32 protein-coding genes are annotated in these 24,969 nt (G+C 41.1%); 6 read left to right on the top strand and 26 right to left on the bottom strand.

From position 1 onward, the window contains the following. Window positions 1–36 precede the first annotated feature (36 nt). Entirely contained in the window at window positions 37–555 is a 519-nt protein-coding gene (locus EBQ12_RS06275; RefSeq protein ID WP_012011599.1) for a YwhD family protein, read from the bottom strand. A 12-nt stretch (window positions 556–567) separates the two neighbouring features. Beyond that, window positions 568–1,230, bottom strand: a complete 663-nt coding sequence (locus tag EBQ12_RS06270) for a site-2 protease family protein (RefSeq protein ID WP_058337043.1) — start codon at window positions 1,228–1,230, stop codon at window positions 568–570. Window positions 1,231–1,337: 107 nt separating this feature from the next. On the opposite strand from EBQ12_RS06270, the gene EBQ12_RS06265 reads away from it, so the two are divergent. Further along, window positions 1,338–1,523 (top strand): 2-hydroxymuconate tautomerase, encoded by a 186-nt coding sequence (locus tag EBQ12_RS06265; RefSeq protein ID WP_008343530.1) that lies wholly within the window; start codon window positions 1,338–1,340, stop codon window positions 1,521–1,523. A gap of 52 nt (window positions 1,524–1,575) precedes the next feature. On the opposite strand, the gene EBQ12_RS06260 is transcribed toward EBQ12_RS06265, so the two are convergent. The 4 genes from EBQ12_RS06260 to EBQ12_RS06245 all read right to left on the bottom strand — a co-directional run bounded on the left by EBQ12_RS06260 (window position 1,576) and on the right by EBQ12_RS06245 (window position 4,836). After that, window positions 1,576–2,388, bottom strand: coding sequence for a zinc-dependent metalloprotease (locus EBQ12_RS06260; protein WP_024719439.1), 813 nt, complete (start codon window positions 2,386–2,388; stop codon window positions 1,576–1,578). A gap of 223 nt (window positions 2,389–2,611) precedes the next feature. After that, on the bottom strand, window positions 2,612–3,112 hold the full coding sequence (locus tag EBQ12_RS06255) for a YwgA family protein (protein WP_024719448.1): 501 nt from the start codon (window positions 3,110–3,112) through the stop codon (window positions 2,612–2,614). 30 nt (window positions 3,113–3,142) lie between these two features. After that, window positions 3,143–4,444 carry an HD domain-containing protein gene (locus EBQ12_RS06250; protein WP_007497716.1) on the bottom strand — a complete coding sequence of 434 codons (1,302 nt, stop codon included), beginning with the start codon at window positions 4,442–4,444 and terminating at the stop codon, window positions 3,143–3,145. Window positions 4,445–4,614: 170 nt separating this feature from the next. Continuing rightward, window positions 4,615–4,836, bottom strand: a complete 222-nt coding sequence (locus EBQ12_RS06245; RefSeq protein ID WP_003215259.1) for a YuzB family protein — start codon at window positions 4,834–4,836, stop codon at window positions 4,615–4,617. A gap of 242 nt (window positions 4,837–5,078) precedes the next feature. Between EBQ12_RS06245 and EBQ12_RS06240 the strand changes: the two genes are divergently transcribed. Next, entirely contained in the window at window positions 5,079–5,879 is an 801-nt protein-coding gene (locus EBQ12_RS06240; RefSeq protein WP_007497717.1) for an RsfA family transcriptional regulator, read from the top strand. Window positions 5,880–5,914: 35 nt separating this feature from the next. On the opposite strand, the gene EBQ12_RS06235 is transcribed toward EBQ12_RS06240, so the two are convergent. The 19 genes from EBQ12_RS06235 to pta all read right to left on the bottom strand — a co-directional run bounded on the left by EBQ12_RS06235 (window position 5,915) and on the right by pta (window position 20,102). After that, the gene (locus EBQ12_RS06235) at window positions 5,915–6,148 is read right to left on the bottom strand and encodes a DUF5970 family protein (RefSeq protein WP_008343557.1); all 234 of its coding nucleotides are present in this window, start codon (window positions 6,146–6,148) and stop codon (window positions 5,915–5,917) included. Further along, window positions 6,145–8,421 (bottom strand): glycosyltransferase, encoded by a 2,277-nt coding sequence (locus tag EBQ12_RS06230; RefSeq protein ID WP_125589405.1) that lies wholly within the window; start codon window positions 8,419–8,421, stop codon window positions 6,145–6,147. Before EBQ12_RS06230 ends, EBQ12_RS06235 begins: the two co-directional genes overlap by 4 nt. A gap of 103 nt (window positions 8,422–8,524) precedes the next feature. Next, window positions 8,525–9,010 carry a tetratricopeptide repeat protein gene (locus EBQ12_RS06225; protein ID WP_019743229.1) on the bottom strand — a complete coding sequence of 162 codons (486 nt, stop codon included), beginning with the start codon at window positions 9,008–9,010 and terminating at the stop codon, window positions 8,525–8,527. A 39-nt stretch (window positions 9,011–9,049) separates the two neighbouring features. Continuing rightward, window positions 9,050–9,895 carry an octanoyl-[GcvH]:protein N-octanoyltransferase gene (gene lipL, locus EBQ12_RS06220; protein ID WP_074042138.1) on the bottom strand — a complete coding sequence of 282 codons (846 nt, stop codon included), beginning with the start codon at window positions 9,893–9,895 and terminating at the stop codon, window positions 9,050–9,052. A 233-nt stretch (window positions 9,896–10,128) separates the two neighbouring features. Beyond that, entirely contained in the window at window positions 10,129–10,524 is a 396-nt protein-coding gene (locus EBQ12_RS06215; protein WP_125589403.1) for an SMI1/KNR4 family protein, read from the bottom strand. A gap of 32 nt (window positions 10,525–10,556) precedes the next feature. Continuing rightward, window positions 10,557–10,832, bottom strand: coding sequence for a hypothetical protein (locus EBQ12_RS06210; protein ID WP_073413029.1), 276 nt, complete (start codon window positions 10,830–10,832; stop codon window positions 10,557–10,559). A 65-nt stretch (window positions 10,833–10,897) separates the two neighbouring features. Beyond that, a complete protein-coding gene (locus EBQ12_RS06205) occupies window positions 10,898–11,170 on the bottom strand; it encodes a hypothetical protein (protein WP_017368246.1) in 273 nt (90 codons plus the stop codon). Window positions 11,171–11,198: 28 nt separating this feature from the next. Beyond that, a complete protein-coding gene (locus EBQ12_RS06200; RefSeq protein ID WP_017360093.1) occupies window positions 11,199–11,561 on the bottom strand; it encodes a hypothetical protein in 363 nt (120 codons plus the stop codon). Between the two features lie 74 nt (window positions 11,562–11,635). Beyond that, window positions 11,636–11,962 (bottom strand): hypothetical protein, encoded by a 327-nt coding sequence (locus EBQ12_RS06195; RefSeq protein ID WP_125589401.1) that lies wholly within the window; start codon window positions 11,960–11,962, stop codon window positions 11,636–11,638. A 12-nt stretch (window positions 11,963–11,974) separates the two neighbouring features. Further along, window positions 11,975–12,370, bottom strand: coding sequence for a CDI toxin immunity protein (locus EBQ12_RS06190; protein ID WP_125589399.1), 396 nt, complete (start codon window positions 12,368–12,370; stop codon window positions 11,975–11,977). 11 nt (window positions 12,371–12,381) lie between these two features. After that, a complete protein-coding gene (locus EBQ12_RS06185) occupies window positions 12,382–13,917 on the bottom strand; it encodes a T7SS effector LXG polymorphic toxin (protein ID WP_125589397.1) in 1,536 nt (511 codons plus the stop codon). A gap of 11 nt (window positions 13,918–13,928) precedes the next feature. Next, entirely contained in the window at window positions 13,929–14,207 is a 279-nt protein-coding gene (locus EBQ12_RS06180; RefSeq protein ID WP_035702411.1) for a YwqI/YxiC family protein, read from the bottom strand. A 4-nt stretch (window positions 14,208–14,211) separates the two neighbouring features. After that, on the bottom strand, window positions 14,212–14,610 hold the full coding sequence (locus EBQ12_RS06175) for a YwqH-like family protein (protein ID WP_125589395.1): 399 nt from the start codon (window positions 14,608–14,610) through the stop codon (window positions 14,212–14,214). Between the two features lie 171 nt (window positions 14,611–14,781). Beyond that, window positions 14,782–15,048, bottom strand: coding sequence for a hypothetical protein (locus EBQ12_RS06170; protein WP_125589393.1), 267 nt, complete (start codon window positions 15,046–15,048; stop codon window positions 14,782–14,784). Window positions 15,049–15,061: 13 nt separating this feature from the next. Next, window positions 15,062–16,396 carry a TRAP transporter large permease subunit gene (locus EBQ12_RS06165; protein WP_035389849.1) on the bottom strand — a complete coding sequence of 445 codons (1,335 nt, stop codon included), beginning with the start codon at window positions 16,394–16,396 and terminating at the stop codon, window positions 15,062–15,064. 43 nt (window positions 16,397–16,439) lie between these two features. Further along, entirely contained in the window at window positions 16,440–17,318 is an 879-nt protein-coding gene (locus EBQ12_RS06160; protein WP_007497737.1) for a prephenate dehydrogenase/arogenate dehydrogenase family protein, read from the bottom strand. Between the two features lie 11 nt (window positions 17,319–17,329). After that, window positions 17,330–18,001, bottom strand: coding sequence for an RraA family protein (locus EBQ12_RS06155; protein ID WP_079919313.1), 672 nt, complete (start codon window positions 17,999–18,001; stop codon window positions 17,330–17,332). 141 nt (window positions 18,002–18,142) lie between these two features. Next, window positions 18,143–18,994 carry a MurR/RpiR family transcriptional regulator gene (locus EBQ12_RS06150; RefSeq protein ID WP_046344706.1) on the bottom strand — a complete coding sequence of 284 codons (852 nt, stop codon included), beginning with the start codon at window positions 18,992–18,994 and terminating at the stop codon, window positions 18,143–18,145. Between the two features lie 136 nt (window positions 18,995–19,130). Beyond that, complete coding sequence (pta, locus tag EBQ12_RS06145) at window positions 19,131–20,102, bottom strand: phosphate acetyltransferase (protein WP_008343597.1); 972 nt, start codon at window positions 20,100–20,102, stop codon at window positions 19,131–19,133. Window positions 20,103–20,341: 239 nt separating this feature from the next. On the opposite strand from pta, the gene hemQ reads away from it, so the two are divergent. Both hemQ and EBQ12_RS06135 read left to right on the top strand, forming a co-directional pair. Next, window positions 20,342–21,112, top strand: a complete 771-nt coding sequence (gene hemQ, locus EBQ12_RS06140; RefSeq protein WP_007497744.1) for a hydrogen peroxide-dependent heme synthase — start codon at window positions 20,342–20,344, stop codon at window positions 21,110–21,112. A gap of 67 nt (window positions 21,113–21,179) precedes the next feature. Then, window positions 21,180–22,340 carry an MFS transporter gene (locus EBQ12_RS06135; RefSeq protein ID WP_017368254.1) on the top strand — a complete coding sequence of 387 codons (1,161 nt, stop codon included), beginning with the start codon at window positions 21,180–21,182 and terminating at the stop codon, window positions 22,338–22,340. Window positions 22,341–22,355: 15 nt separating this feature from the next. On the opposite strand, the gene EBQ12_RS06130 is transcribed toward EBQ12_RS06135, so the two are convergent. Continuing rightward, window positions 22,356–22,835, bottom strand: a complete 480-nt coding sequence (locus tag EBQ12_RS06130; protein ID WP_008343601.1) for an Lrp/AsnC family transcriptional regulator — start codon at window positions 22,833–22,835, stop codon at window positions 22,356–22,358. 145 nt (window positions 22,836–22,980) lie between these two features. Between EBQ12_RS06130 and EBQ12_RS06125 the strand changes: the two genes are divergently transcribed. After that, on the top strand, window positions 22,981–24,213 hold the full coding sequence (locus EBQ12_RS06125) for an MFS transporter (protein WP_039963017.1): 1,233 nt from the start codon (window positions 22,981–22,983) through the stop codon (window positions 24,211–24,213). 149 nt (window positions 24,214–24,362) lie between these two features. Continuing rightward, a complete protein-coding gene (locus EBQ12_RS06120; RefSeq protein ID WP_024719463.1) occupies window positions 24,363–24,968 on the top strand; it encodes a bacilysin biosynthesis protein BacA in 606 nt (201 codons plus the stop codon). Window position 24,969 lies beyond the last annotated feature (1 nt).

Raw genomic sequence — 24,969 nt, 5'->3', positions numbered from 1 at the left:
GGTATCCATTCATCATTCTTCACAAAAATTTCACAATTACTCAGGAACAGCCAATCCTTCTTTTAATTCATCTGTAGATGCTTCCCATAACGCTTCATTGTGACTCTTCAAGAAATCAGCGAGCACCTTTTTCGATACATCATCCATATGACTGACAACGATTTTACGCTTCATGGATTTATCCATTAAATTCACATGCTCAGGAAGTGACTTATATCCTCTGCGGATCGAGCGGTCAACTGTCATTTCACAAGCTGTGACTCCTGCATAATATGGCCCCTCTTCTCTGCGGTCAATCGTCACCCATACGAGCCAATACGGTTTTCCGTTAGGTACCTCTTCTTTGGTTTTTAAAAATTTAATTCCTTTTTCGACGGCACTTCTTGCATGCATCGCACCAATATCAATGACGGCTTCCTTTTCCTCCACATCAATGATCACCGGCGAGATATTATCAAGGCTGAGGGCACCTGCCCCAAAACCTCCATGTCCATCCGTTGCATCTGTTTTTTTAATGATATTAAAACCAATTGGTTTCTTCTTTTTACCTTCCATTCATTAGACCTCCTAAAGCAGCGGCTTCAAAATAAGATTAAACCAGTATATGATTTGATCCCGCATTCCGATCAATGGAACAAAAACAAACTGACCTAGCGGTGTGATGACGAAGATGAGGAAAATGATGATCCCATACTGTTCAAATTGCGTCATCTTTGCACGGATGCCGGGACTGACAACATCCTCAATAATACGATATCCGTCCAGCGGCGGAATCGGTAATAAGTTAAATAGGAACAAAATCACGTTCAAGTTAATAAAGATTTGGAAGAAATAATCAACCCCCGGCTCAAAGCGCATGAGCGACTCCCCGCCAAATTTCTGAAGAAGCGCATACACACAAAAGCCCAAAAATGCCAAAACCAAATTGCTTAAAGGTCCTGCGATCGACACACATATCCCTGCGAGACGTGGGTTTTTGAAATGGTACCGATTCACAGGTACAGGCCTCGCCCAGCCAAACCCAGCCACAAAGATCAAGATCGTCCCGAAAATATCAAGGTGCTTCAATGGATTGAGCGTCAGTCTCCCTTGATTTTTAGCTGTCGGATCTCCAAAACGATACGCAACATATGCATGCGCCAGCTCGTGCATCGTAAAAGCCACAACAAGCGTAATGGCGACATATGGAATCAGTTCTAATGGATAAACAAGAAATTGGTTCAAAGGCATGAATCCCTCTTTCTTTCTATACAATGATTTACTTCATTCAGTATACTATAAGAAGTCCCTTAAACTAAAGGGAAGCGTAGCACTACAGGAAAAAGGAGGTTGCCATTATGCCGATTATCACCGTTCAAATGCTTGAAGGAAGAACAGATGAGCAGAAAAGAGCTCTTGTGGAGAAAGTCACAGATGCCGTTGTTGAAACAACAGGTGCAGGTGCAGAGAAAGTCTCTGTCATTATTGAAGAAATGAAAAAAGAACATTATGCTGTAGCAGGAAAGCGAATGAGCGACCTGTAAGCATATAAAAAGGACAAACACTTTTTCGGTGTTTGTCCTTTTTTCTCTTACCTTATCTGTACCAAGCTTTATTACGGTTCACTTGATTTTTATGAGCCGCATCGAAGAAATCGACAGTGTAAGAATAATCATAATTCATTAAGCAGACAATTCCGCTTCCTTGAGGATCATGCGGTAAGCCAAAGTTATGGCCGTATTCATGCGTAGCCGCTTTTGCTGTATTCGCTGTTCCTTGGTCAAGGTTAACGGCGAATGCACTTCCGCTTGGTGCACTATTGTAGACATAAGCGATTCCGCCAGCATCAAAGTTTGGATTTGCTGTAAATCCTGTGACAAAATCGTATCCTCTGCCATCAAAGCTGCGCTGAAGGTTAGACAAAATTTGTGATGCATTTGATCCTGAAGACGTCCAAGACCCTACGGCTTGTACGACAAAGTCCACATCATGATCACGGTTAAATGTCACATCCGCTTGCTCAATGATGCTGACAATGCGCGTCTGCCAATCACTATATTTCGCACGATACTGCGCATCAGCTACTGCATAGACGGTCACTTTCTGACTGCCTGTACTAGCTTTTGTTGAAATCGAATCTCCTGTATTTGCTTTAAAGGTTCTAGACCCTACCTGTTTACCAGACTCATCTAAAATCTTTGTTGTCACATCTCTTTCAATAGGAGGTGCCTTCGTCAAATCTTTAAAATCGTTTGCCTTTGGCAACCCTTCACTAATATGTGTTTCAAACGGCGCATGACCATGATCATGCCCATGACCTGCACTTGCAACTGGTGCAGAAGCTGAACTTACCCCCGGTAACAAACTACCTACCAATAAAAATGACAAAAAGACTGAACGCTTTTTCATTCCTATCCCTCCTTTGTTTTTCACAAGGTTATATATTCACTGAAAATTCACCATTTTCCTTCTATTCAGTCAAAAACAGGGAATTGGATATACAGGAAGAAAGTCGAAACATGTCATTTTCACTAATTTTTCGGATATTTTGACACACATTTTATTCAAAAATAGCGCTTTCGGTCCGGGTCTTACAAAACAAAAAAAGCCCAAAAATTGGGCTTTTGCAAAGTTAGTTCAATTCCTTCAACTGATCAATATACGCAAGGGCTGCCTCAAATTCTTCGTCCGTATAGCGCTGCTTGCTTTTAATGGTGAAGACCTTTTCCTTTACCTCATCTTTTGGCAGATCATCAAAGTATAAAATCGTTGAGACAAGCTCTAGAAAACGAGACGATTGCTCATTCATCTGCTGCGTCAGCACTTTGAGGTCAGGCATGTCCACTTCACACTGATCGAGAAACTCTTTCCCATTGTCCGTCAGCGAATAGCGATATTGAAAGTATCCGCCCTTTTTTTCCTTCATTTCGTCCAAGAATCCAAGGTTGCACAGCTCTTCAATTCTGAGCGTCAACTCCTCTGAATAAGGGCCATAAAAATGAAAATCGTATTTCTCGTAAAAAGGCAAATCTAGCTTTTTTGCTATGTAAATCATTTTTTGCAGCTTCTTCCGTCCAACGATTTCCCCAGATTCAGAGAACACCTTCATCAACTTTGCATGCTCTTTCAACAAATTCCCGACATCTCCTTTTTCAGTACTTCCTTATCCCAATCCAAGCAGCTTCATGATCGCCTTCTTTTCTTCAGCTTTTTCCGACATATCTACAATTAAGTCCATCGGGAAATAAAGTTTATGATCGGTTCTTCGTTTACCGGAAATGGCGTCAACAATATCTGACTGTCTCGACAGTTCTTTAATATGACCACTTTGCGTCAAGAGATGGATCGGCAGCCGTTCTTCTTCTTCGCCCGGTCTATAGAAGTCATAAGGCAAATCAGAGGAAGAGTCGACCACTAAATAATAGTCAGGATCAATTCCTGCTTCTTTGAACAAAGCCGTCAGCTTGAAATATTTCGTCATTTCTTCATTTGGATTAAACTCTGTATATTGGAATAAACGGCGGTTCATAAAACGGCGGCACAAATCAGCCAGCACGTGATCTTCTTCATCTTCCCACGCCTGAAAATAAAATAAGACAATGGATTCATCCAGCTTAATATAGTCCTCTGTGGTGACATTTCCTTCAAAAATTGAATAAAAATGCACAGGAGCATGTGTGAAAATATAGCCCGTTTCATGCAGCTCTTTTGCACGATGGAGAATTTTCGTTAAAATGACTTCCGCACTGCGTGTCACTGGGTGGAAATAGACTTGCCAGTACATTTGATAGCGGCTCATAATATAATCCTCTACGGCATGCATCCCGCTCTGTTTCATCACAATCTGATCTTCTCTTGGACGCATTACGCGTAAAATACGTTCCATATCAAAGTGACCATAGCTGACGCCTGTATAGTAAGCATCACGCTGCAAGTAATCCATTCGGTCGGCATCAATTTGACTTGAAATCAAACTGACCACCTGTTTGTTTTGATACGTTTTGGCAATGACTTCTGCTACATGCTTTGGAAAATCGTCACTGACCCGGCGCAGCACTTCATTTACTTCCGTCTGCCCTAAAATGATATCTCTTGTAAACGATTCATGATCTAAATGAAAGACCTTTTCAAAGGAATGAGAAAACGGACCATGTCCAAGGTCATGAAGTAGGGCGGCACTCAGTACAAGCTCACGCTCCCCTTCATCCCATTCGGGTCTTCCTTTAAACACATCATCCACAATTCGTCTGACAATCTCGTATACACCGAGTGAATGATTAAATCGGCTGTGTTCTGCCCCATGAAACGTTAAATAAGTGGTGCCTAGCTGTTTAATTCGTCTAAGGCGCTGGAACTCTCTCGTTCCGATTAAATCCCATATCAATGCATCCCGTACGTGAACATAGCGGTGCACAGGATCTTTAAATACCTTTTCTTCGGATAATTTCCCTTTTGGATACGCCATCGTTTCGTCCCTCTTTTTTTAAGACGTGTTTCTATTATATCGGGTAACTTTTCCCGAAAACATCCTTGAATTTGCTGGCGAATGTGTTCTCATAGATTGAACGGACGTAAAAAGCCCGACCTGACAGGGACGGACCTCTTTTTAGGTCGACTGAACACATTCAGTGACATTTATTTGACTTTTTTTTGAACCTTTTCGAGTAACTCATCTTCTGTTGGTGCGGATAATGGGCGATTGTTCACAAACGCAAAAGCCTTTTTTCGTCCTGGACCGCAATACGATTGACAGCCAATCTCAATTTTTGCATCAGGGTCAACCGATTTAAGTCGAGGCAATAACGTTTTTAGGTTCGTCGCATCACAATCGTCACATACGCGAAACTCATTAGCCATGTTCTTACGCTTCCTTTCAATGATGAAACTTCATTCTATATGAAACAGTTGGACAACTAAGAGTGAATAATATACCACCCAACATTGTACATCGAAGCGACTGGAGTTGCAAGAAGCATTGTCAGCACAGAGACGTATTCACATAAAAGCTAGTATTTTCCACTATCCTTTTAGCAAACTTGTATAAACCTTCTTGAACTTGGCTAATCTAATACCATCAAATCTTATGGGGGTTTAAACACATGTCAAAACAAAGACAAGATGCTTGGTCAGAGGAAAATGATCTCCTTCTGGCAGAAACCGTCTTACGTCACGTCAGAGAGGGCAGTACACAACTGAACGCATTTGAAGAAGTTGGAGACAAGCTAAACCGTACCTCAGCGGCATGCGGATTTAGATGGAATGCTGTCGTGAGGCATCAATATGAAAAAGCATTGGCACTTGCCAAAAAACAGCGTAAACAACGCATGCGTGCACTCGGCAATGGACAGCCTGCGAAAAAACGTTTGCTCTATCAGCCGCAAGTTGAAGAAACGATCACACAGGAAGAGTTCTCTCAAGAACTGGAACCTGCGCAAGAAGAAACATTTGCACCTGCAGCCGAAACAGCCGAACAGCTTCAGTTTGTGGATCAAAGCTACAATGAAGAGTTAGCTAGTTTATCACATTTATTGTCACAGGCTTCTCAAGTGACAGAGAAAAAGCCAGAAGCCAATCCATTTGGGCAGCGCCAAGAGTTAACCATTGAGGATATCATTGATTTCTTACGCCGCTATGAAGGCGATGGACAGCAATCATCTGCCTTACGGATGGAAAACAGCCGGTTAAAACGAGAAAACAACGAACTTTCACATAAAGTGTCTCAACTAGAAGCTGAAGTGAAAAAGCTTGAAAAGGATCAGCTCACCATTCAAGAAGATTATGAAACACTCGTCAAAATCATGAACCGTGCAAGAAAACTAGTTTTGTTTGAAGAGGACGACAGTGCCGCACCAACCTTTAAAATGGACCGGAACGGCAACCTTGAAAAAATGGCAGAATAACCAAAAAGTGCTCCCCACCTGCGGGAAGCACTTTTTTAAATATCCAAAAATAGCATCACGCTAAAAAGGACATTGATCAAGAAGACGAACATAAAAATGTACCTAACTTGCCTCACCTGAAAATCACCAAAGATAAAAATATAAAGCCCTGCGATACCAAGCGTCAGTACAGGCTGAAGAAACGGCACGAAAAGCGAAATGCCGTAGCCGGCTCCTATGATGACAGGAAGCCATAGTAAATAGAGGTAACCGCCATTTTTAGATTTCAAGAAACCACTCCCTCTCTTTCTTCTATCTGCTTGATTTCAGGCTGAACAAACTTGAGTCCGGCCATTGTACGACCTCGCTTTTGTGATGTCCAAATCGCAATCGCCGGCTGATCCGTTAGAGATTCTGTGTCAATGGTGATCAGCACTTGCCCATTTAATTCAATTGAATCTTCAAACTCAATTTTGCACCCAGATAAACTGATATCATGTATGATCACCGGCATCTTCTCTGCTAGTCGGTCCTCATAGGCGATCGTGCCTGTCACACCTTGCAATGGCCTTCTCATCCATTTGCGCCGTAGAGCCTTTGGTACCTTCTCCGTTTCTCTTAAAAAGCGGAGAAACGTCCGAACAGCATACGATTTTTTCTCACGATCCGTCACCGCTACATGCTCTCGTGTGAATAAGAAACGGATCAGTGATAAATACTCTGATTTTTGTGTGTCAGTAAAAGCAACACCAACCATCAGCTTGTCTCCCTCTGGATAGCTCCAAACCACGTCACACGCCACACTTTCATCCTCTGAAAAGAATAATTGCGTTTGTCCTTGATAAAGAGAAGACGCTTGGTCCAATGGAATGGATAGACGCGCACCTGAATCACTCATATCTAGTAGAAAACAAGCAATCGACTGATCTTGATGATCAGAACGAAGATGCCCCTCTTTTTCAATGACAAATCGCTCTGATTTCCGATAACGCGGTCGATCAAACGCCACAAGCAGTGCCATGAATAAGCCTGCACCGTTATAAAGCACCCAAAAAATATTAATCAACATGAGATCAGCGTTCATCGTCCCATTTACCTTCACATCGTAACCTATTTTCACAAGGGCAAGCAATGAGAGCAACAAGAAGATCAGATGGGGAATCATCGTTTTCAGATGAAAATGCCTTTTGTCCGTTTGAATCCCCTTCGGTGTCACCAGAAATTCAACACGTTTTTTCAAGAACAGTTCACTGAGTGCCACACCAGCTAAGTGGAATGCCATTGAACTTTCATAAATATGACTCCAAAACATACTTCTTTTTTGATTCGACACAAGTTTAAATGCTAAATACGAGCTAAAGAACGCCGGCAGCCAAAACATGAAAACGGACTGGAAATCTGCCCAGAAACTTTGAATACCAAACAATAAAAACAAAATCGGTGTGAGAATATAAATCATTTTAAACAAACCGTTAAACCAATATACAATGCCATCTAAATAAAGAACACGCTGCATCAGCGTTAAGCCGCGAACCTTCAAAGGATTAAACTTACGGGCACACTGAATGTTCCCTCTCGACCAGCGATCTCTCTGCTTTAACAGATCAAGCCAGCTTTCAGGTGCCAGACCGACGGCTAATACTTCTCCGACAGACACAGATTTTAATTTCCCTTGGAGAAGCATTCCTGTTGCCATGTCTTCTGTAATCACTCCAGTCGCAAATCCGCCAATTTCATCTAATGCCGTTCTTCTAAAAACCGTATTACTCCCAACATACATGACGGCATTAAACCGATCCTTACCAGCTTGGAGAGTTTGCATGAAGAAGTCCTGCTCATTTGGAATTCGATCTTTCGAGAACATATTATATTGGAAAGGATCTTCGTTATAAAACGCCTGTGGAACTTGAACAAACGCAGTTGCCCCATCATGAAAATAGGGCACTGTTTTTTCTAAAAATGAAGGAAGAGGAACCATATCTGCATCAAGCGTCAGAATCAGCTCTCCATCCGTTTGAGACATCGCATGATTTAAATTACCTGCCTTAGCAAATCTGTTATCTGTTCTTGTCAGATAATGAACACCAAACTCAGAAGCAAGCTGCTCTACAACTTCCCTATTGCCATCATCACATAAATAAATTTGAAAGCTTTCCTTCGGATAAGAGAGATTCAAACAACCTGCAACAGTGCGTTTCAGCACCTCAATCGGTTCATTATATGTAGCTATGAAAATATCAACTGTTGGCAGCCTGTCAAGATCACTGATCATGACTTGTTTCCGATTTGAAGGCTTCCAAACCAGTGTATAAAACACAAGCAGCTGGATAAACCCAATGCATTCACAGGCAACAAGCAAAATGCCCATGACAATATTAAAAGTACCTTCATGCGGCAATGTAAAGAAGAGGCGCCAGCAAATATAGGCAGCATTTGTTAACACACATAGCACAATGATGACTTTTTTCACAGTAGAGGCCATTGGCTGGATACGATATATCATATACAACAGAGACAAAATACAAAGCATAAACAGCGGGTAATACGTGGTGATGAGTGACAAAACATTTTCCTTCTTTCTTATGTCATAAAGGACTATCACATATAAAATGTCATAGCAAAGGAGGGGATTCTTCCATTACATTGCCCCTCCATGTCTATATAAATCATTTCCACAATCGATCTAACTGATTTGAATAAAAATCAATGGCCTTTCGATAACTCAAAATAGCAGGATCATTTGTCGTCTCAGTTAAACAGTTCAGTAATATTTCCATTGCTTTGCTATGTTCATTTAAATTATACAAAGTCATGGCATAAAACGTTTGAATGGCTTTATTATGCGGATAAGCTTCCATCGCATGGAGGAATATTTGTTTTGACTTTTCATATTCCCCTAAGGTTCTGTATGTACTTCCTAATCCTAAGAAAGCATCTTCTCTTTCTTCTGAAGACAAACCTAGTTCAAGGGCCCTCTCATAAAAAAAGACAGCTTGTTTTTCCTTCCCTAACACATCATAGCTCCAAGCACATTGATAGTGAATGGAGGCATGATCTGGATACTCTTCTACAAGACGGATGAGCATGTCATTGGATTCTTGAAGATGGCCATTTTCTCGAAGTTCAATCGCTTTCAGAAGTTTCGTTTCCATTACATCACCCCTATTTTTAAGATGGCTGGAAAGATATGTTTACGAGAACACTTTCTCATTCCGCTCAATCATCCGTGTCATGTTTTTCTCAAACTCCAGTTGTTCCTCGGTGGTCAACCCTGAAGCGGTCAGTTGCTCGCTCAGCTTTTGAAGTTCTTCTAGTAAAAGACGCATGAGAAGCGCACAGTCAATGGGTTCTCCAGTTAATTCTGATAGGGATGCCATCGTATCAGGCTGTATATCAGGGAATACCGCTTTCACCTCATGCCGTTTATCCTTTAAGGCTGCCTCATAAAAACGGCGAATCAAATCAGCTCGTTCCCGGCCGCTTCCATCTGCACACAAATAGATTTGCACAGCGACCCCTCCGCGTAATCTACGCTGAGAAATGCCGGCAAATTTCTTTCCATTGATGCTCAAATCGTAGCTACCTGGACAGTAAGAGCCGACAATTTCATAGGCTTCAATGTCCACCTCATACATCGACAGCATCCGGCGGATCAATTCCACCATCGCATCATATCCTCGGTCAATATCAATGCCCTTCTTTTGTTCCGCAAAGATTAAAGACACATTTAGTACGCCTTCATCCAGCACAACAGCAAGACCGCCTGAATTGCGTACAATCACGCGATATCCCTCTTCCTCAAGAAGCTTTACACCCTCTTGGAGAAATGGAAGCCTTGTATCCTGAATCCCAAGAACGATCGTATTGTGGTGCACCCAAGAACGTGCTGTCGCTGGTGAGAGTCCTTTCCCGACCGACGCACAAAGCGTATCATCCATCGCAAAAGATTGCTTTGGGTCTACATAGAGACCAAGGCTCGATTGATCTATGATTCGCCATGTCGGCTGCGTCAATAACTCAATAGGTTCATTTTTCATGTCCTGCATATCCTCTCGTTCATAAACTGTGTTTATTATAACATGGAGGGAGAATGAGAGAGAAAAAAGCTCTATGACAAGGAACGTCACAGAGCTTTTCAACTGGATTTGGTTTTCTTGTTCTTCCTTTTCGAAATGAAATAAACAGCTGCAATCAAAACGACAGGAACCCCAACCACGAGGCATGCAGCGATCAATGTGTTCCACGGCAAATCGATCATCTCCTTAATAGACTAAACTTCTATGAAACAGCCGTGACTTACCCAGCTTAACAAGTCTTCAGCCACCAATTCCGCATGCTGAGGGTCCATCACACCAGCATCGACGATCCACACTTTTTTCTCCTCTTCTGCCTGCCGCATAAGAAATACTCGCCCGCCGCCATCGTCACCAATGGCTACATAGCCGCTGGCATAATGATGGACTTCCCATGTTTTATTGCGTTCTACTATGTCTTCAGTTCCGTATAGAAGAACATCGCCTCCAATGGAACATCCATCTGATTGTTTCAGTAAGACTTGATGGGCATGAGGAAACATCATATTTAGTTCAGCTTCTGCCTCTTTGATATGTATGTCACTTGCTGGTTTGTTTATGATCAGGTTGGGAATCTGAGAAAAATGAATCATTTTGAACGCCTCCTAAAAGGTTGAACTAGCGTTTATTCAGCTGATTTTGTCATAATCCTTTTATACACCCGCAGGAGCACCTTTAATAGAAAATAGAAAATGATGACATCGAGTATAAAACCTAAAAATAGAAATTCAACACCATAATTTGAATGCAGGACTAGCCAATCAATGGGAAAACCTCGATAATCCGAACCGGCATGTGGGACATAAACCCCTCTCATAAAAGCTGTCCCAATGACGAGAAGAACACTGATGCTTAATAGCCAATTGAATGTTTTTTTGTTGATGTGTTTTTTCTGATTCATACGAATTCCTTTCTGTGTTTTTGTATCGCTTTCTAATACAAAGACTTCTACCTATCACTATATAATCAATACAACAATTCTTTTAGTAGACTTTCCGCTTTATGTAATTCATCTAAAAATGGATTTAGATAATCATTATGACTATCCAAGTAAGCCCTAACTCCGCCAATAATAAAGACCTTTTGGAGATCATCATTTGCTTGCATGATTCTTTGGGCATTCTTGTATCTTCTATATATTAATTCAAGTACACCTTGATTGATCTCTTGCGAATATTCTTTTTCTAGGATGTTGATGACCGTTTGGATTTGTTTTGTTAGTTCTTGTTTTTTGTGCATTTAATGCTCCTTAAGACTTTGGCTCATACTAATAAATATCTAACCGTTGACAATTAAAACTTATAAAATCGCCTTCATTTATATCTCCCGGTATATTGTAATCTAATTCTAATAAAAGTCCGCCTACCTTCACTTTTTCATCACGCTTATCAATTAATTGTCCTAAAAAACTATAACTGAAATTATCATCTAATTTTTCAATTCTATACTCTGACAATTCAGCTTTCACTAAGTCTGACACGTCTAAACAATAAATAGGTTCTAATAGTTCATTTTCTTCAAGGTAATTTAATGGTTGAGCAAAACACATTATTTCCAGTTCGCCATCTGTTACAATCACTTCAGCTTCTGAGGCTTCTTGTGAAATCCAGTTTATTTTTTTTATTTTCAATACGGTCACCTTTTCTATCACTTATTCTCATTTTTTTCGAAAAGAACCTGGTCTTTCCCACTCCTATTAGAGGTTCAGTTAACGATACATTCAGGTGAAAATTTCACAAAAACAGAGTTTGTACCATCATCCATCATTCTTTTTAATTCCTTACCTAATGAATAATTAGAATCTGGTTCTGTTTGCAATACACAAACAATATTTCCACCCTCACCTTGAGTAAGACAGGTTAATTGTAAATATTCATTGTTATCATAAATAAAAGAAACGATGTAATCATAGAAATTACGTTCTAGGTTATCCTTATTTAATTCCTCCGTAAAAACTCTAACTACGGTTCCGGCCCATATTTGAGTATCATCTTCAACTTCCTGAACAGTTATCCAATCATTATTCATCATTCTATTACATCCCTACTTTAATCCTACTTTCACTTCACCATTATGAAATATTTCAATAACATAACCAGAAGATGGTGAAAAAATCCATGTATCAAAACTGACTGCAGTAACATCATCTATAGCTTCAAAAACTTTATCTAAAGTAGATTGAATAATTGGTAACGTCCCTTCATCCCAAATGATATAAACAACATCATTATACTCATCCATTTTTTGATTTAAAAAGGATTGTATCTCATCAAACGTATTCACTTCAGCATAAGAAGATAAATTTTTCCATTCAATTTGCCCCCAATCAGAAAATGGAAATGAACTTTCAAAATGGCTTAATATTTTCTCCCTACTATTATCATATAAAACGTGTACATTCTCACCAAGTGCCTCAATACATTCTTCAAATAAACTCATATAAAATCTCCTTATCTATTCAGATGTTTTAATAAAGATTTAAAAGTACCTTCGTTACCTTCAAATGGTATAGCGATTTTCTTTGCATTAGCTCCTTTGCCATTACGAAAATCTTCAATATTTATATGTGGTCCCTTATTAGGATCATAATCTAATCTCCATCTTACTTTTCCGTCAGCAGACTGCCTACCAACAACTTTACCATACCCAGCACTCGACTTAAGCGTACCTGTATATGGTTGTGCATTGGGTCCTAGGTCTCCAACTAAGTCTACTGTCTTATTTCTGGCTTGTTCATAGGTTTTAACTTTATCTAATATTTGTTCTCCTCTTCCAATACCCTTTGCACTCTTCTCAACCCTCTTAGCTACCTTCTCCCCTTTAATAATCTTAAAAACATATTTCCCCACTTTAACAATGTTAGCGCTTGGAACCATGTACACCCCTGATACCAAACGATCCATACCTGCGACTTTATCACCTGTTATTGGATCTCTTCCTGTAATAACCCGAATCGCGTCGTTTATTCCTGTAAATTCAACTGCTGCATTTAAAATATTTTGGGGTTGATCGCCTGTTTTCACATCAGAAATCGGTTTAACGCTCTCAATCGTTACTTTGTTTTTTTCTGATATCCGTAACCGATACAGCATTCCATCTCTCATGACTTCAACCGTCTTTGCATTTTCGAAGTTAATCTTTTTGTACTCATTTAACTTGTATACTTTTCCATTTAAGGTTACGGTGGTTTGATTAATTTTACTAGACGACATTTCCCGAACCACCGTCTCCACATCCGCCTGTTGTTTCTCTCTCAGCTTCTTCAACATGATCATCATCGGGTTTTCTTTCATGTTGTCTATTTTGTCATTCAATCCGCTGATCGTGCTGCTTATTTTTTCTTCTTTTCCATTTTTGAAAATAGACCCTTTTTGATAGCTCGTGATGTCAATTTTTGGGCCGGTGAACATGGTGCTTAGCGTGTTGATGTATTGCTTCATTGTTTGCAATGCACTTGTTGTTTCATTCATAGCACTTGTTTGTTCTCTGTCAAAGGCATGGAGCAGTCCAATGGTTCTGGATGTCTCAAGCCACGCTTTTTGATAGCTCTGTTGAAAAGCAGACTCGTCTACATGAGGCAAGTGAACGATATGACTGACCCTGCCGATCGCCTGGCTCACATCTGAAACGATGTCAGAAATCGCTCGCTCCGCTTTTTTTAAACCTGAATCAAGTTCGTGTTCAATAAATGCTTGTGATATAAAGCCTTGCTGATTTGATTCAAGTGCATGAAGCGCCTGCTTTGTTTGTTTGAGCTCAGAGCTGTATTCCTCAATGACAACCTGAAAAAATTGCAGGAAGGGAATATGGCATTCTGTATAAAAGGAGCGGATGGCTTGTCCCGCCTCTCCCTTTAGTGCGCCATCAAGTGAGATGATCTGTTGGATTTGTTTTTCTATGGAGCTAATCTGTTGTGATTGCTGTTTTAATGTATTCAGCGTTTGGTCAATTCCGTTTATTAGCGCAAAAGCATCAAGGGTTTTCATTGCGTTCTCCTTTATTTTCTTTTACTGCTGGAAGCAAGCGCCTTGTCCGTTTCGATCATGGTGTTCACCGCTTGTTCTGTTTGTACAAGTTGTTTCTGAAGAATGTCTATATAGGATGTACTTAATTCGTTCAGCTGCTGATTGACTTTTTCTAATGTGTCTGCCGTCAGGAGCTGATTTCTTCCTTTGATGGTTGTTGGAAGTGTTGCATTCATTTGAGCGCCTGATTGTTTTGCATGCTGCAATACTCGTTTGACCTGACTGGCATCTATTTTAATTTCTCTGCTCATGTGACTACCCTCTTTTTTCTTCCAATTGTTTCTGCTTTTCTTTCTCTATTTTTCTTTCAACCGAATGAATTTCATGTTCTAATGAATGGATCTCTGATTTTAAGTCGCTGATTTTCTCATCAATTCGGTTCACTAGATTGGTCAGCTGTATACTTTTTATCTCTTGACTGGCGGATGCCATCTCGGCTCGAATGTCATCAAACGTATCTGCGAGATGGCCAAACCATGTATGTGATGTCAGATCTGGATGAGTCATTTTCTTGTTAGCATCTGCCAGAGCAGACTTTGCTTCTTTTATTTCTTTTCGACACATGTTCAGTTCTATGATTTGTTCTTTTTTTATGGATATGTCTGCCTTTAACGAATACAAGGCTGTTGTATAACCGATGATAGCTCCAGACATCGTCAAACACCTCTATTCCTCAAATAGTCCTCCGTTATGTTACCATTTACTAGCACAAGAGGCATATGATTGAAAACGAATTCACTAAAAAATGAATCGTATGTATTGGGTTTTTATACCTAATTCACATAAAAAAAGCTGAATCCTTCGATAGGATCCAGCTTTTGATGCTTATTTTAAAGTCTCACCGACTGATGCTGAGCCATGATCGTTACATGCAGCGTCTTTCTTCTCAGGGATATAATGGAGTGAAAACCCGACAAGGCTAAAAAAGGCACTTAACACCAGTGTTGGGTTTTTAAATAGGTTCGTACTAGCAATGATCATATCTCCCTTTTGCAAGAGAATTCCTAGTATTTGACCGAATACCAACAACGTTCCTGACGTTAGAAATAGGACAAGCAGCACTTTAAATAAGAATTCCATCAATACTCTCATCTGTTTCTCCTTTCTATACGGGAAGTATCTCCATTCCAATGAGCCAGCCAATGCCAACGATCGGAAGCATATAATAGAGGATCAGTGGGATAAAGGTTTTTTCTGGTCTGGCCCCTGCTAGACCAGAAGCGATAAATATGGACCCTGATGCAGGCGGGGAAGCGCCTTCAGTTGATGAAAAAGCAAGAATGGCAACTACAGCCACAACTGGGTCCACTCCAACTGAGATTAAAGCTGAAAATGAGACAAGCCCAACTGCTGTTAATGTCGCTGTTGAAGATAGAGGGCCAGCCACCAGTGTGACAAGAACACCCACAATGAGCACCATGAGCCATTTCGGAATGGCAAGTACTGATGTGATTTGCGTCAAATCATCTGCGAGCCCTAATTCAGCAAGCACTTGACTAGCAGCCACTGCAAACAGCATCAAAGCGCCAATCGTTGTGAATTTAGGAATGGCTGATTTGAAAAATTGAGACCAATCTAAAGCAGACGCCTTTTTTCTTCCAATTGTTAGACTAATTAATATCATGAGAATCGGAATCCACGTAATTAAAGAAATTTGATCCATTGCCTCCGGTCCGATGTTTGGATTACTTTTTAAGTAGTTTGCCAACGGACCAATGGTGATCATGATAGGAATCAAGGCACCGAAAAAAATAAAGATCGACTTCCACCCTTGTTTCACAGCTTCCCAGAAAGGAAGAATATCATCTGGCGGCATGGCCTGAATTTTATTCTTTTTCACCAGAAGATACACCAAAATAAATCGGTATACGACTTGATACAGTCCTCCTATTAGAAGGGCAATATATAAATCTCCCTCAGATACAAGGGCGGCAACCGGGGCAAACCCAAGCATGATAAACATGGAAGAGTTCGGAGGCAGTGCCGCTCCAAGTCCGCCATTCCCTGCTAGAATCGTGGCCGTATGGGTCCGGCTCCACCCGGATTTAATCATCCAAGAGGCGGTGATAGAGCCAGTCGCAGCTGTGTTTGCAGAATTTGAACCTGAAAGAGCGCCTAACACTGCTGAACCTAACGTACTCATATAAGCCGCTCCACCAGGAAGTTTGCCTACAACCGAATTTAGGATTCGTAAGAGTGCATGAATTAATTCCAACTTTTCGATTAAATAGGCCATAAATACAAATGCGACAGCTGCATAAAGCACCTCATATGTGGATGCAAATATTAAACCATCCCAGAAAAGTCTTAACGCATCCAATCCGCCAAATAATGTGGTCGCAATAAAGCCTAGTAGCATGGCTTCTCCCATATTCCGTTTCACCATAACATTCCATATAATGATGACAGCTATGAACACAATCAACGCAATAAAACCCATATCGTTTCTTCGCCTCCCCTTTATTAAATAAAACGCTTACAATTTATTCCCCTTGCTGCATCACGTCAATGACTTCTTCCCAGCTAGCAGGTTTTACCCCGTCAAATCGTTCAGCAAAGTGAAAGTCTGCTAATCTCTCAAGCTTCTGTTGTGCTGCCCGAGACATGCTGGCATCAATCTCTGCTTCATCTAGCATTTCAATAGAGCCAAGCAGCTCAATCGCCCGTCTTTTTGCATGCAATGCACTCCCTGTCACAAGACGGTTCATGGTCTCTTCAAAACTTTTGCTATCGATTGTATCGCTTAGTGAAGAAATTACTTGATGTTCCACATTATATTTTTTGGAAATTTCCAAAAATTCAATCAAGAGACCGACAATCCCCTTCATATAAATGCTTCTGATTAGCTTTAGTGCCGAAGCATCTCCTGGCTGGTCACTAATTTTTGTGATATTCATACCATAAGCATTCATCACTTTCATGAATTGGTCAACTCCACTGCCGCTTGCCGTGATCGGAACCTTGTGTTTGTTGATTGGAAGAGGCCCTAGCATGGCGGCATCTACAAATAGAGCTTCTTGCTTTTCAATTTCGTTTGCTACTTGTTTTTTGATGTCTGGTGTTGATGCCGATACATCGACATATAATTGATTCTTTTTCAAACTTCCCGATACGGATTGTGCCACTTCTAAGGTTTTATTCGCTGGCACAGCTGCAATCACAAGATCAGATTTCTCAATGACTTCGCTAATACTGCTCGTTAATTGAACGCCTGTTTGCGATGCTTTTTCTTTCAATGAGCCAGCTAATTTCTCACTTTGTAATAGGACATCATACGCATAAAATTGATTTAATCCTTCTGTTTTCAATCCCGTTGACAGCTCATATGCTGCTTCACCATATCCGATAAAGCCTATTTTCATCACCGATTCCCCTATCCTTGAAATTTTTTCATTCTGCCTTCCAGCCATGCCGGTGCTAAGAGACTGATGTCTTGCTTTCCTTCGTCCACATACTGTTGAATCGTTTTTAATCTCTGATGTTCATACGCTTGTTTCTCTTCCGCTAGTGTCAGCAGGTGTTCCGCCTTTTCCTTTGGAACGATGACGACTCCATCATCGTCAGCAATGACTAGATCACCTGGGGCTACTTTGACACCGCCGCACGAGATGGTTTGATTCAATTCCCCAGGACCATCTTTAAAAGGTCCGTTTGGCATAAATCCCTTACTGTAGATTGGAAAAGCCAGCTCCTCTAAAGAGAGTTTGTCGCGAACAAGCCCGTCAATCACGATTCCTTCTATTCCTACAGCCTTTGCTGAATGTGCCATCAATTCCCCTAAATAGGCATGACCCTTATGGTCTTTCCCATCCACAATCAGTACATCTCCTTCTTTAGCAGAGTAGATCGCTTGATGAAGAAATAAATTATCCCCTGGCCGTAAGCTAACAGTAAAAGCTGTGCCGACTACATTCATGCCTTTCGCAACTGGTTTGATCTGATGATCCATCGCGCCGGTGCATCCCATTACGTCTGACAGCAAGGTCGAGTTAAGCTTTTTTGCCCTAGCGATAAGATCATTTGACACGAAATGAACAGTACTCATTGTTTCCATCATCCCCTTTGAGTTATATTCATTACACTTATTTTTATTAAAGTAATATTTATTACTTTTGTGATATGATCATACCACCTCATTTTCAATTAGTAAAGCGCTTTCAAAAAATAAAAAATGAGTTCCACACGACTAATGTGTTGTGTGGTAACTCATTTTCGTTAACATATGATTGATTTGATCTAAACGTGGTTTTGTTCTTTCAGGATCATTCATCGCTAAGGCACTTAAAATGTAATCGACGATAAAGATAGCAGATACGACAGAGTTATGAGAGCCTACACTTGCTGAGGAACATGGTAATACATATTGTGCATATTTGGTTAATGGAGAGCTGTAGCTGTCTGTGATTAAAAGCACTTCCACCCCATAAGACTTCGCTACTTCGAGCAAGTCCTTCATGCGTTTTGCATACCGCGGATAGCTGACCGCTATAATGAAATCATCAGAATGAAAATGAACGAGATCATCCACCCAGTCGCTTTTGTCTGCATCAATGTATTGGCAATTCCCCAATAACCGATTGATTCCGAGTGACAGATACTCACCAACAGGTCTTCCACTTCGAACACTTGTACACAAAACGTGGCGTGCGCTGGCTATTTTCCCAACAATCTGCTGAAAGGTTTCTTCCGTGATATTGTCTAGTGCATACTGGATATTTTGAAATTGCAGTTCTACATGGTCATGCAGGAGCTTATTCTTATTTGAATGCTTGAGATTCGCTTCAAGTCTCGTTTGAGGGTCGGCTTTATGCTTCATAGCTGACTGAAGCTCTTTTTGGAACTCAGAAAAACCGGAATACCCCATCGCAGCAGAGAATCGCATGATCGTTGCTGTACTCGTCCCGACTTTTGACGCCAATTTATCGACAGTTAAAAAAGCGACTTCCATTGGATTTTGTACGATATAATCTGCAATTCTCCTCTGCGCATCGGTTAAAAATGCGACCTTATGCTGAAGTTTATATATTAAATCCTCCATTATAGCACCTGCCTATCCTATCGGCTTTATCTACGATTCGTGTTTTCTTTTCACTCTTTATTGTACACATTTGGACAAAATAAAAAAACAGCCAGCACGAATCTATCGTACTGACTGCTCTAGTCGAGATGCTATTTTATAGTGCTTGAGCTGCTGTAATCAGCGCAAGATTGTAAACGTCTTCGGCATTACAGCCTCTTGAAAGATCGTTTACTGGCTGATTTAGACCTTGCAGGATTGGACCTACAGCTTCAAAGTTACCTAAGCGCTGGGCAATTTTGTAGCCAATGTTTCCTGCTTCAAGGCTAGGGAAAACAAATACGCTAGCATCGCCTTTGATGACGGAATCTGGTGCTTTTTTCGCTGCCACTGAAGGAACGAACGCTGCATCGAATTGGAACTCTCCATCAAGAACAAGCTCAGGTGCTTTTTCTTTTGCAATGCGAACCGCTTCAGATACTTTGTCTGTTTCGTCTGATTTTGCTGAACCTTTTGTAGAGAAGCTAAGCATTGCTACACGTGGTTCGATGTCAAACATTTTTGCTGTGTTTGCGCTTTCGATCGCAATTTCAGCAAGATCTTGGCTGTCTGGTGCAATGTTGATCGCACAATCAGCAAACACATATTGCTCTTCGCCGCGAGCCATAATGAAGACGCCAGAAGTTTTCTTTACGCCTTCTTTTGTTTTAATGATTTGAAGTGCTGGGCGCACTGTGTCAGCAGTTGAGTGTGCTGCTCCGCTTACAAGGCCGTCTGCTAGACCTTTATACACAAGCATTGTACCGAAGTAGTTTTCATCCAGTAATGCTTTTCTCGCTTGCTCTTCTGTCGCTTTGCCTTTACGTCTTTCAACGAAAGCTTGTACAAGATCTTCAAAACCTTCATATGTATGAGGATCATACACGTCAACACCATCAAGTGTAAGACCTAATTCTTTTGCTTTTGCTTCTACTTCTTCTTTCTTACCTACAACAATTGGCTGCAATACTTTGCCATCTGCTAGTTTTTGAACGGCTGTTAGAATGCGTTCGTCCATTCCCTCAGGAAAAACGATCTTAACTCCTTTACCTGCAACCTTTTCCTGAACTGTTGAAAAAATATCTGCCACTTCAATACCCTCCTTGATTTTACAAAAAAAGCGTTCTCTTTTAAGCATACTCTTCTTCTACATAAATTCAAACTACCAACTTACATTATAGCGCTTACAATTTAAATTCTTATTTTTCAAACTAATTAAATCAATTTCTAGAAAAGCGTTTTCGTCGTTCAAGTTTTGATCACATCTTCATTTGGACAAACTATGTTATAGTTGGAACAGATGGAAAACTGTAAATAGGAGTGAAAGAAATGAGCGAACAACATACAACAAATGAAGCAGCTCAAACACTAGATGGCTGGTATGCGCTGCATGATTTTAGAACGATCGACTGGACGGCTTGGAAGCTACTGACAAGCGATGAGCGTCAAGCGATCATTCATGAGTTCACAGGTCTATTAGAAAAATGGAAAACAGCCGAGCACCATCAGGCTGGAAGCCAAACAATCTATAGTATTGTCGGCCAAAAAGCAGATATTATGCTCATGATTTTACGTCCGACCATGGAAGAACTAGGTGAAATTGAACTTGAATTCAACAAGACACGACTAGCTGAGTTTACGATTCCAGCTTATTCTTACGTGTCAGTTGTTGAACTCAGCAACTACTTAGCAGGAGGCGGAGATGGCGGAGACCCTTACGAGAACCCGCATGTACGTGCGCGCCTCTATCCAGAGCTTCCTTCTTCTCAATATGTCTGTTTCTATCCAATGGATAAAAGACGTTCTGGCAATGACAACTGGTACATGCTTTCAATGGATGAACGTAAATCCCTTATGAGAAGCCATGGCTTAATTGGCAGAAGCTATGCTGGGAAAGTAAAACAGATCATTACAGGTTCTGTTGGCTTTGATGATTATGAGTGGGGCGTCACTCTTTTCTCTGATGATGTGCTTCAATTTAAAAAATTGGTTTACGAAATGCGATTTGATGAAGTGAGTGCACGTTACGGCGAATTTGGTTCCTTCTTTGTTGGAAACCGATTAGCAAACGAGCAACTAGCGTCTTATTTCCATGTATGATAAACTCTTAAGGCTTCGGATCTTTCCGAAGCCTTTTTATGTATTTGTTTAGAAAGGTGATCTCATCATGAAAAACTTCCCCATCGCTATTTTTGCGTTAACGCTCGGTGCGTTTTCGATTGGCATGACTGAATTTGTGATCATGGGACTTTTGCCAAATGTAGCAGATGATCTTCATGTATCTATTTCTGCTTCAGGTCAGCTGATTACCGGATATGCACTCGGTGTCGCAGTTGGCGGCCCTATTTTAACGTTATCAACTGGAAAAATGTCGAGAAAACGTCTCCTCATTCTATTAATGATTCTTTTCGTAGCAGGAAATGCTGTCGCAGCTGTATCGTCTTCTTATGGTCTCTTGATGGCTGCACGTATTTTAACGTCATTTGCTCATGGTACCTTCTTTGGTGTCGGCGCCATTATGGCTGCACGGCTCGTTCCTAAGGAGCGAAGCGCAAGTGCGATCAGCTTCATGTTTACAGGACTGACAGTAGCCAATGTACTGGGTGTGCCATTTGGCACCTTTATCGGAAATCAATTCGGCTGGCGCATGTCATTTCTCGTCATTGCCGTCATTGGTCTCATTTCCTTAATCGGTATAATCAGTTTAGTACCAAATCAATCGAAAGAAGAAGTATTAGATATTCGAAATGAAATATCGGTGTTGAAAAAGCCGCAGGTTCTCGTCTCCTTTGCGATGACGATATTCGGTTTTGCGGGTGTGTTTACCGCCTTTACGTATATCAGCCCGATCCTGCTGCAAGTGACTGGCTTTCAGGAAAACGGGGTCACCCTCATTCTTGTCCTCTTTGGGCTTGGGGTCACCATTGGGAATTTAGTCGGCGGAAAGCTTGCCGACTGGAAGCTGATGCCGAGTATTATCATCACATTGATCTTGCTGATGGCTGTTCTGTTGTTATTCACATATACATCTGCCTTTAAAGTGCCTGCCGTGCTGACGATTTTTGTTTGGGGAATTATTTCATTTATTCTCGTTCCTACCTTGCAATACCGCACGATGAACATGGCACATGAAGCCCCGACACTCGCATCAACGCTCAGTCATTCTGCCTTTAATATTGGAAATGCCGGCGGTGCAGCGCTTGGCGGTCTTGCTATCGAAATCACACATTTACAGCTTGTCCCACTCTTTGCGGCAGGTGTAACATTCATTGGATTGATCATTACGATCATGAGCTATCAGTCAGATAAACGAATCAAAAGGACCTGAGGGCAGGTCCTTTTTCTATTTCACCACGGTCATTTCTGGCTCTTCTATTTGTTTCACACGTTCCTGAATGGGATGGGTAAAGGAATGCTCTGATAAGACAATATGGGAGACCGTTTTTGTGAAGCCAGACACATCTTGAATAAAGGCTTCAATTTCTTCAAGAGAAGAAACAGACAGCTTAATGAAAAAACAGGACTGTCCTGCCACTCGATAAGCAAAAAAGGCGCGTGGATGCTGGTTCATAAATGTCACAAAACGCTGATACTCCCCATTTAATACGGTGACTTCCAGTAAACAGTCTATCATCAGACCCAGCTTTTTATAATTGACTTGAACAGAATACCCTTCGATAATCCCTGCATCCTCTAGTTTTCGCACTCTTTCTGCTACCGCAGGCGCCGATAAATTCACTCGTTTGGACAATTCCCTCATTGATAAGCGGGCATCTTCTCTCAATTCGTTTAAAATATGCACATCCACATCGGTGATTTTCATTCGTTACGCTCCTATCCCAAAATCGTTCCATTTGAAAAGTATTTTATGATGATACTTATGATACGAAATGTAAAATAAAACTAAATAATGGTAGAATTTATTTTAACGGAATTGAATGAAAAAGCAAGTATGGAGGGATCACTTGATGAAAGAATCTTTAGACAGCCAGGCTTCTAAAACATTTCCCATCACACTTGCCATTGCACTCACACTTGGCGTTTTTGCGGCGGGATCGGAGGAACTGGTGATTTCACCACTGCTGCCTGATTTATCAAACTCCTTTCAGCACTCTCTTGATGTTCTCGCTCTTTCCATCAGCATTTATGGGTTAGCTGTGCTGGTTGGAGCTCCGCTACTCGTTCCTTTAGGGGACCGATATTCAAGAGAGCTGTGTTTGATAATTGGGCTGTCCTTCTTTTTAATTGGAACAGTGATGTGTGCTGCTGCCCCAAATTTGGCAGTGTTTTTTGCAGGCCGTGCTATTTCTGGGCTGGCGACAGGTGTATTTGTGCCAACAGCCTATGCTCTTGTGGGCGACCGGGTTCCATACGAATACCGCGGCAAAGTGATGGGACTCATTGTATCGAGCTGGTCTCTTTCTCTTGTCCTTGGTGTGCCCATTGGCGCCTTTATCGGCCAGAGTTTAAACTGGCGCTGGACGTTTTGGATCTTCGCTATGATGAGTCTCATTGTCCTGCTGCTCGTCATCCTTGAATCAAGAAAACAAGTCAGAGCAGCTGATCCGAAGGCACCTCAAGCTAGAGAGACAACAGGCTCTTTATGGGGAGCTTTGAAAATTGATCGTGTGCCTGCCTATTTGACTGTGACGTTTTGCAATATGCTTGGATTTTACGGCATGTACTCGTTTTTAGGTGCTTATCTGCAAAGTCTGTTTGATGGCGGACAATCAACAGCTGGACTTCTTATTATGGCTTATGGCGTCGGCTTTTCTATGAGTATGTTTACTGGAAAATTAGCAGACTGGTTCGGTAAAACCCGTTCCCTTGTCTTCGTGCTGGGTGGAATTGCGCTTGTTCTAGCCTTGCTTCCTTATGCGCCATTCTCGTGGATGTTGCTGATTTTCGCCCTATTTATTTGGGGTGCAATGCAAAGCTTATCTGTCACGCTTCTAAGCACCGTTCTAAGCGACTGCTCTCAAACCCATCGCGGGAAAGTGATGGCTTTTTACAGCCTGGCCTCCAACCTTGCTGTTATGCTCGGTTCCGCACTGATGGGACCCGTTTATGTCCATTTCGGATATCATACGGTAGGTCTTGTCTGTGCATTGATCACACTTGTTGGTTTTATCATCAGCTTCGGCAGCTATAAACGAGAACGTGCCTTACAGAAAAAACAGCCAACTACACTTGAAACGTAAGCACATTTCACTGCACATCTCGATATGTGCAGTTTTTTAGATCAATTTTTAATATCATCATATATTACATTTTTTATAAAATTTGTTGACAATTGCCAATTTTAAATTTTATAATCTAGTAAAAATTTGAAAAAGATTGGATGGTAAACATGATCCTAAAGAATGATGATGTGTTTCATTTCAAAGAAGAGCCAAGCCCTTCACCTAAGATGTTTACAGTCAACACACTAGGCCCTAAGGGGACAAGCAGTGAATACGCAGCAAAACATTTCATCTCTCAATCCACCACTACACTCGGCACTCATACGAAACTATCCCTTTATGACACATTCGAAACTTGCATTGAACATACTCTCTCTCAACCACTTCAATTTACTCTCGTTCCACACGCATATGAAGGCATCAAACACTTCTACATGAGACCAGATCTACAGCTTTTACAAATTTTCAGATGTGACACGCCCATGTATGGTTTGGCTGTCAGACCTGATTTCCCATTCAATGAACAAATGCTACACCATTTAAAAATTGTCTCACATCCTGCACCTGTCAATTTAATTCAATATTTCATTCACCAAAATGCTGAATTTGAACTTGTTAATTCTACAAGTACTGCCGCGCAGAAAGTAAGGGACGGCGAATTTGATTTTGCTTTAACGAATGAGGTGGCAAGAGCCACATATGGCCTCATCTTCATTCGAACGTTTAAAAGTATACCCATGAGCTGGTCCATATTCGGAAAAGGAGAGATATAAG

This window comes from Bacillus sp. 2B09, assembly GCF_003946835.1.
Lineage (GTDB): Bacteria > Bacillota > Bacilli > Bacillales > Bacillaceae > Bacillus > Bacillus altitudinis.
This window is presented reverse-complemented; position numbering and strand designations above follow the sequence as displayed.

Excerpts from the sequence above, each read along its gene's own strand:
- EBQ12_RS06160 (WP_007497737.1), bottom strand. The coding sequence starts at position 17,318 with ATGAAAATAGGCTTTATCGGATATGGTGAAGCAGCATATGAGCTGTCA.
- hemQ (WP_007497744.1), top strand. The coding sequence starts at position 20,342 with ATGAGCGAACAACATACAACAAATGAAGCAGCTCAAACACTAGATGGC.
- EBQ12_RS06205 (WP_017368246.1), bottom strand. The coding sequence starts at position 11,170 with ATGCACAAAAAACAAGAACTAACAAAACAAATCCAAACGGTCATCAAC.
- EBQ12_RS06245 (WP_003215259.1), bottom strand. The coding sequence starts at position 4,836 with ATGGCTAATGAGTTTCGCGTATGTGACGATTGTGATGCGACGAACCTA.
- EBQ12_RS06270 (WP_058337043.1), bottom strand. The coding sequence starts at position 1,230 with ATGCCTTTGAACCAATTTCTTGTTTATCCATTAGAACTGATTCCATAT.
- EBQ12_RS06260 (WP_024719439.1), bottom strand. The coding sequence starts at position 2,388 with ATGAAAAAGCGTTCAGTCTTTTTGTCATTTTTATTGGTAGGTAGTTTG.
- EBQ12_RS06225 (WP_019743229.1), bottom strand. The coding sequence starts at position 9,010 with ATGGAAACGAAACTTCTGAAAGCGATTGAACTTCGAGAAAATGGCCAT.
- EBQ12_RS06215 (WP_125589403.1), bottom strand. The coding sequence starts at position 10,524 with ATGATTCATTTTTCTCAGATTCCCAACCTGATCATAAACAAACCAGCA.
- EBQ12_RS06210 (WP_073413029.1), bottom strand. The coding sequence starts at position 10,832 with ATGAATCAGAAAAAACACATCAACAAAAAAACATTCAATTGGCTATTA.
- EBQ12_RS06125 (WP_039963017.1), top strand. The coding sequence starts at position 22,981 with ATGAAAGAATCTTTAGACAGCCAGGCTTCTAAAACATTTCCCATCACA.
- EBQ12_RS06240 (WP_007497717.1), top strand. The coding sequence starts at position 5,079 with ATGTCAAAACAAAGACAAGATGCTTGGTCAGAGGAAAATGATCTCCTT.
- EBQ12_RS06180 (WP_035702411.1), bottom strand. The coding sequence starts at position 14,207 with ATGAGCAGAGAAATTAAAATAGATGCCAGTCAGGTCAAACGAGTATTG.
- EBQ12_RS06120 (WP_024719463.1), top strand. The coding sequence starts at position 24,363 with ATGATCCTAAAGAATGATGATGTGTTTCATTTCAAAGAAGAGCCAAGC.
- EBQ12_RS06275 (WP_012011599.1), bottom strand. The coding sequence starts at position 555 with ATGGAAGGTAAAAAGAAGAAACCAATTGGTTTTAATATCATTAAAAAA.
- EBQ12_RS06170 (WP_125589393.1), bottom strand. The coding sequence starts at position 15,048 with ATGAGAGTATTGATGGAATTCTTATTTAAAGTGCTGCTTGTCCTATTT.
- EBQ12_RS06175 (WP_125589395.1), bottom strand. The coding sequence starts at position 14,610 with ATGTCTGGAGCTATCATCGGTTATACAACAGCCTTGTATTCGTTAAAG.
- EBQ12_RS06155 (WP_079919313.1), bottom strand. The coding sequence starts at position 18,001 with ATGAGTACTGTTCATTTCGTGTCAAATGATCTTATCGCTAGGGCAAAA.
- EBQ12_RS06265 (WP_008343530.1), top strand. The coding sequence starts at position 1,338 with ATGCCGATTATCACCGTTCAAATGCTTGAAGGAAGAACAGATGAGCAG.
- lipL (WP_074042138.1), bottom strand. The coding sequence starts at position 9,895 with ATGAAAAATGAACCTATTGAGTTATTGACGCAGCCGACATGGCGAATC.
- EBQ12_RS06185 (WP_125589397.1), bottom strand. The coding sequence starts at position 13,917 with ATGAAAACCCTTGATGCTTTTGCGCTAATAAACGGAATTGACCAAACG.
- EBQ12_RS06250 (WP_007497716.1), bottom strand. The coding sequence starts at position 4,444 with ATGGCGTATCCAAAAGGGAAATTATCCGAAGAAAAGGTATTTAAAGAT.
- EBQ12_RS06165 (WP_035389849.1), bottom strand. The coding sequence starts at position 16,396 with ATGGGTTTTATTGCGTTGATTGTGTTCATAGCTGTCATCATTATATGG.
- EBQ12_RS06190 (WP_125589399.1), bottom strand. The coding sequence starts at position 12,370 with ATGAGTTTATTTGAAGAATGTATTGAGGCACTTGGTGAGAATGTACAC.
- EBQ12_RS06150 (WP_046344706.1), bottom strand. The coding sequence starts at position 18,994 with ATGGAGGATTTAATATATAAACTTCAGCATAAGGTCGCATTTTTAACC.
- EBQ12_RS06135 (WP_017368254.1), top strand. The coding sequence starts at position 21,180 with ATGAAAAACTTCCCCATCGCTATTTTTGCGTTAACGCTCGGTGCGTTT.
- EBQ12_RS06195 (WP_125589401.1), bottom strand. The coding sequence starts at position 11,962 with ATGATGAATAATGATTGGATAACTGTTCAGGAAGTTGAAGATGATACT.
- EBQ12_RS06130 (WP_008343601.1), bottom strand. The coding sequence starts at position 22,835 with ATGAAAATCACCGATGTGGATGTGCATATTTTAAACGAATTGAGAGAA.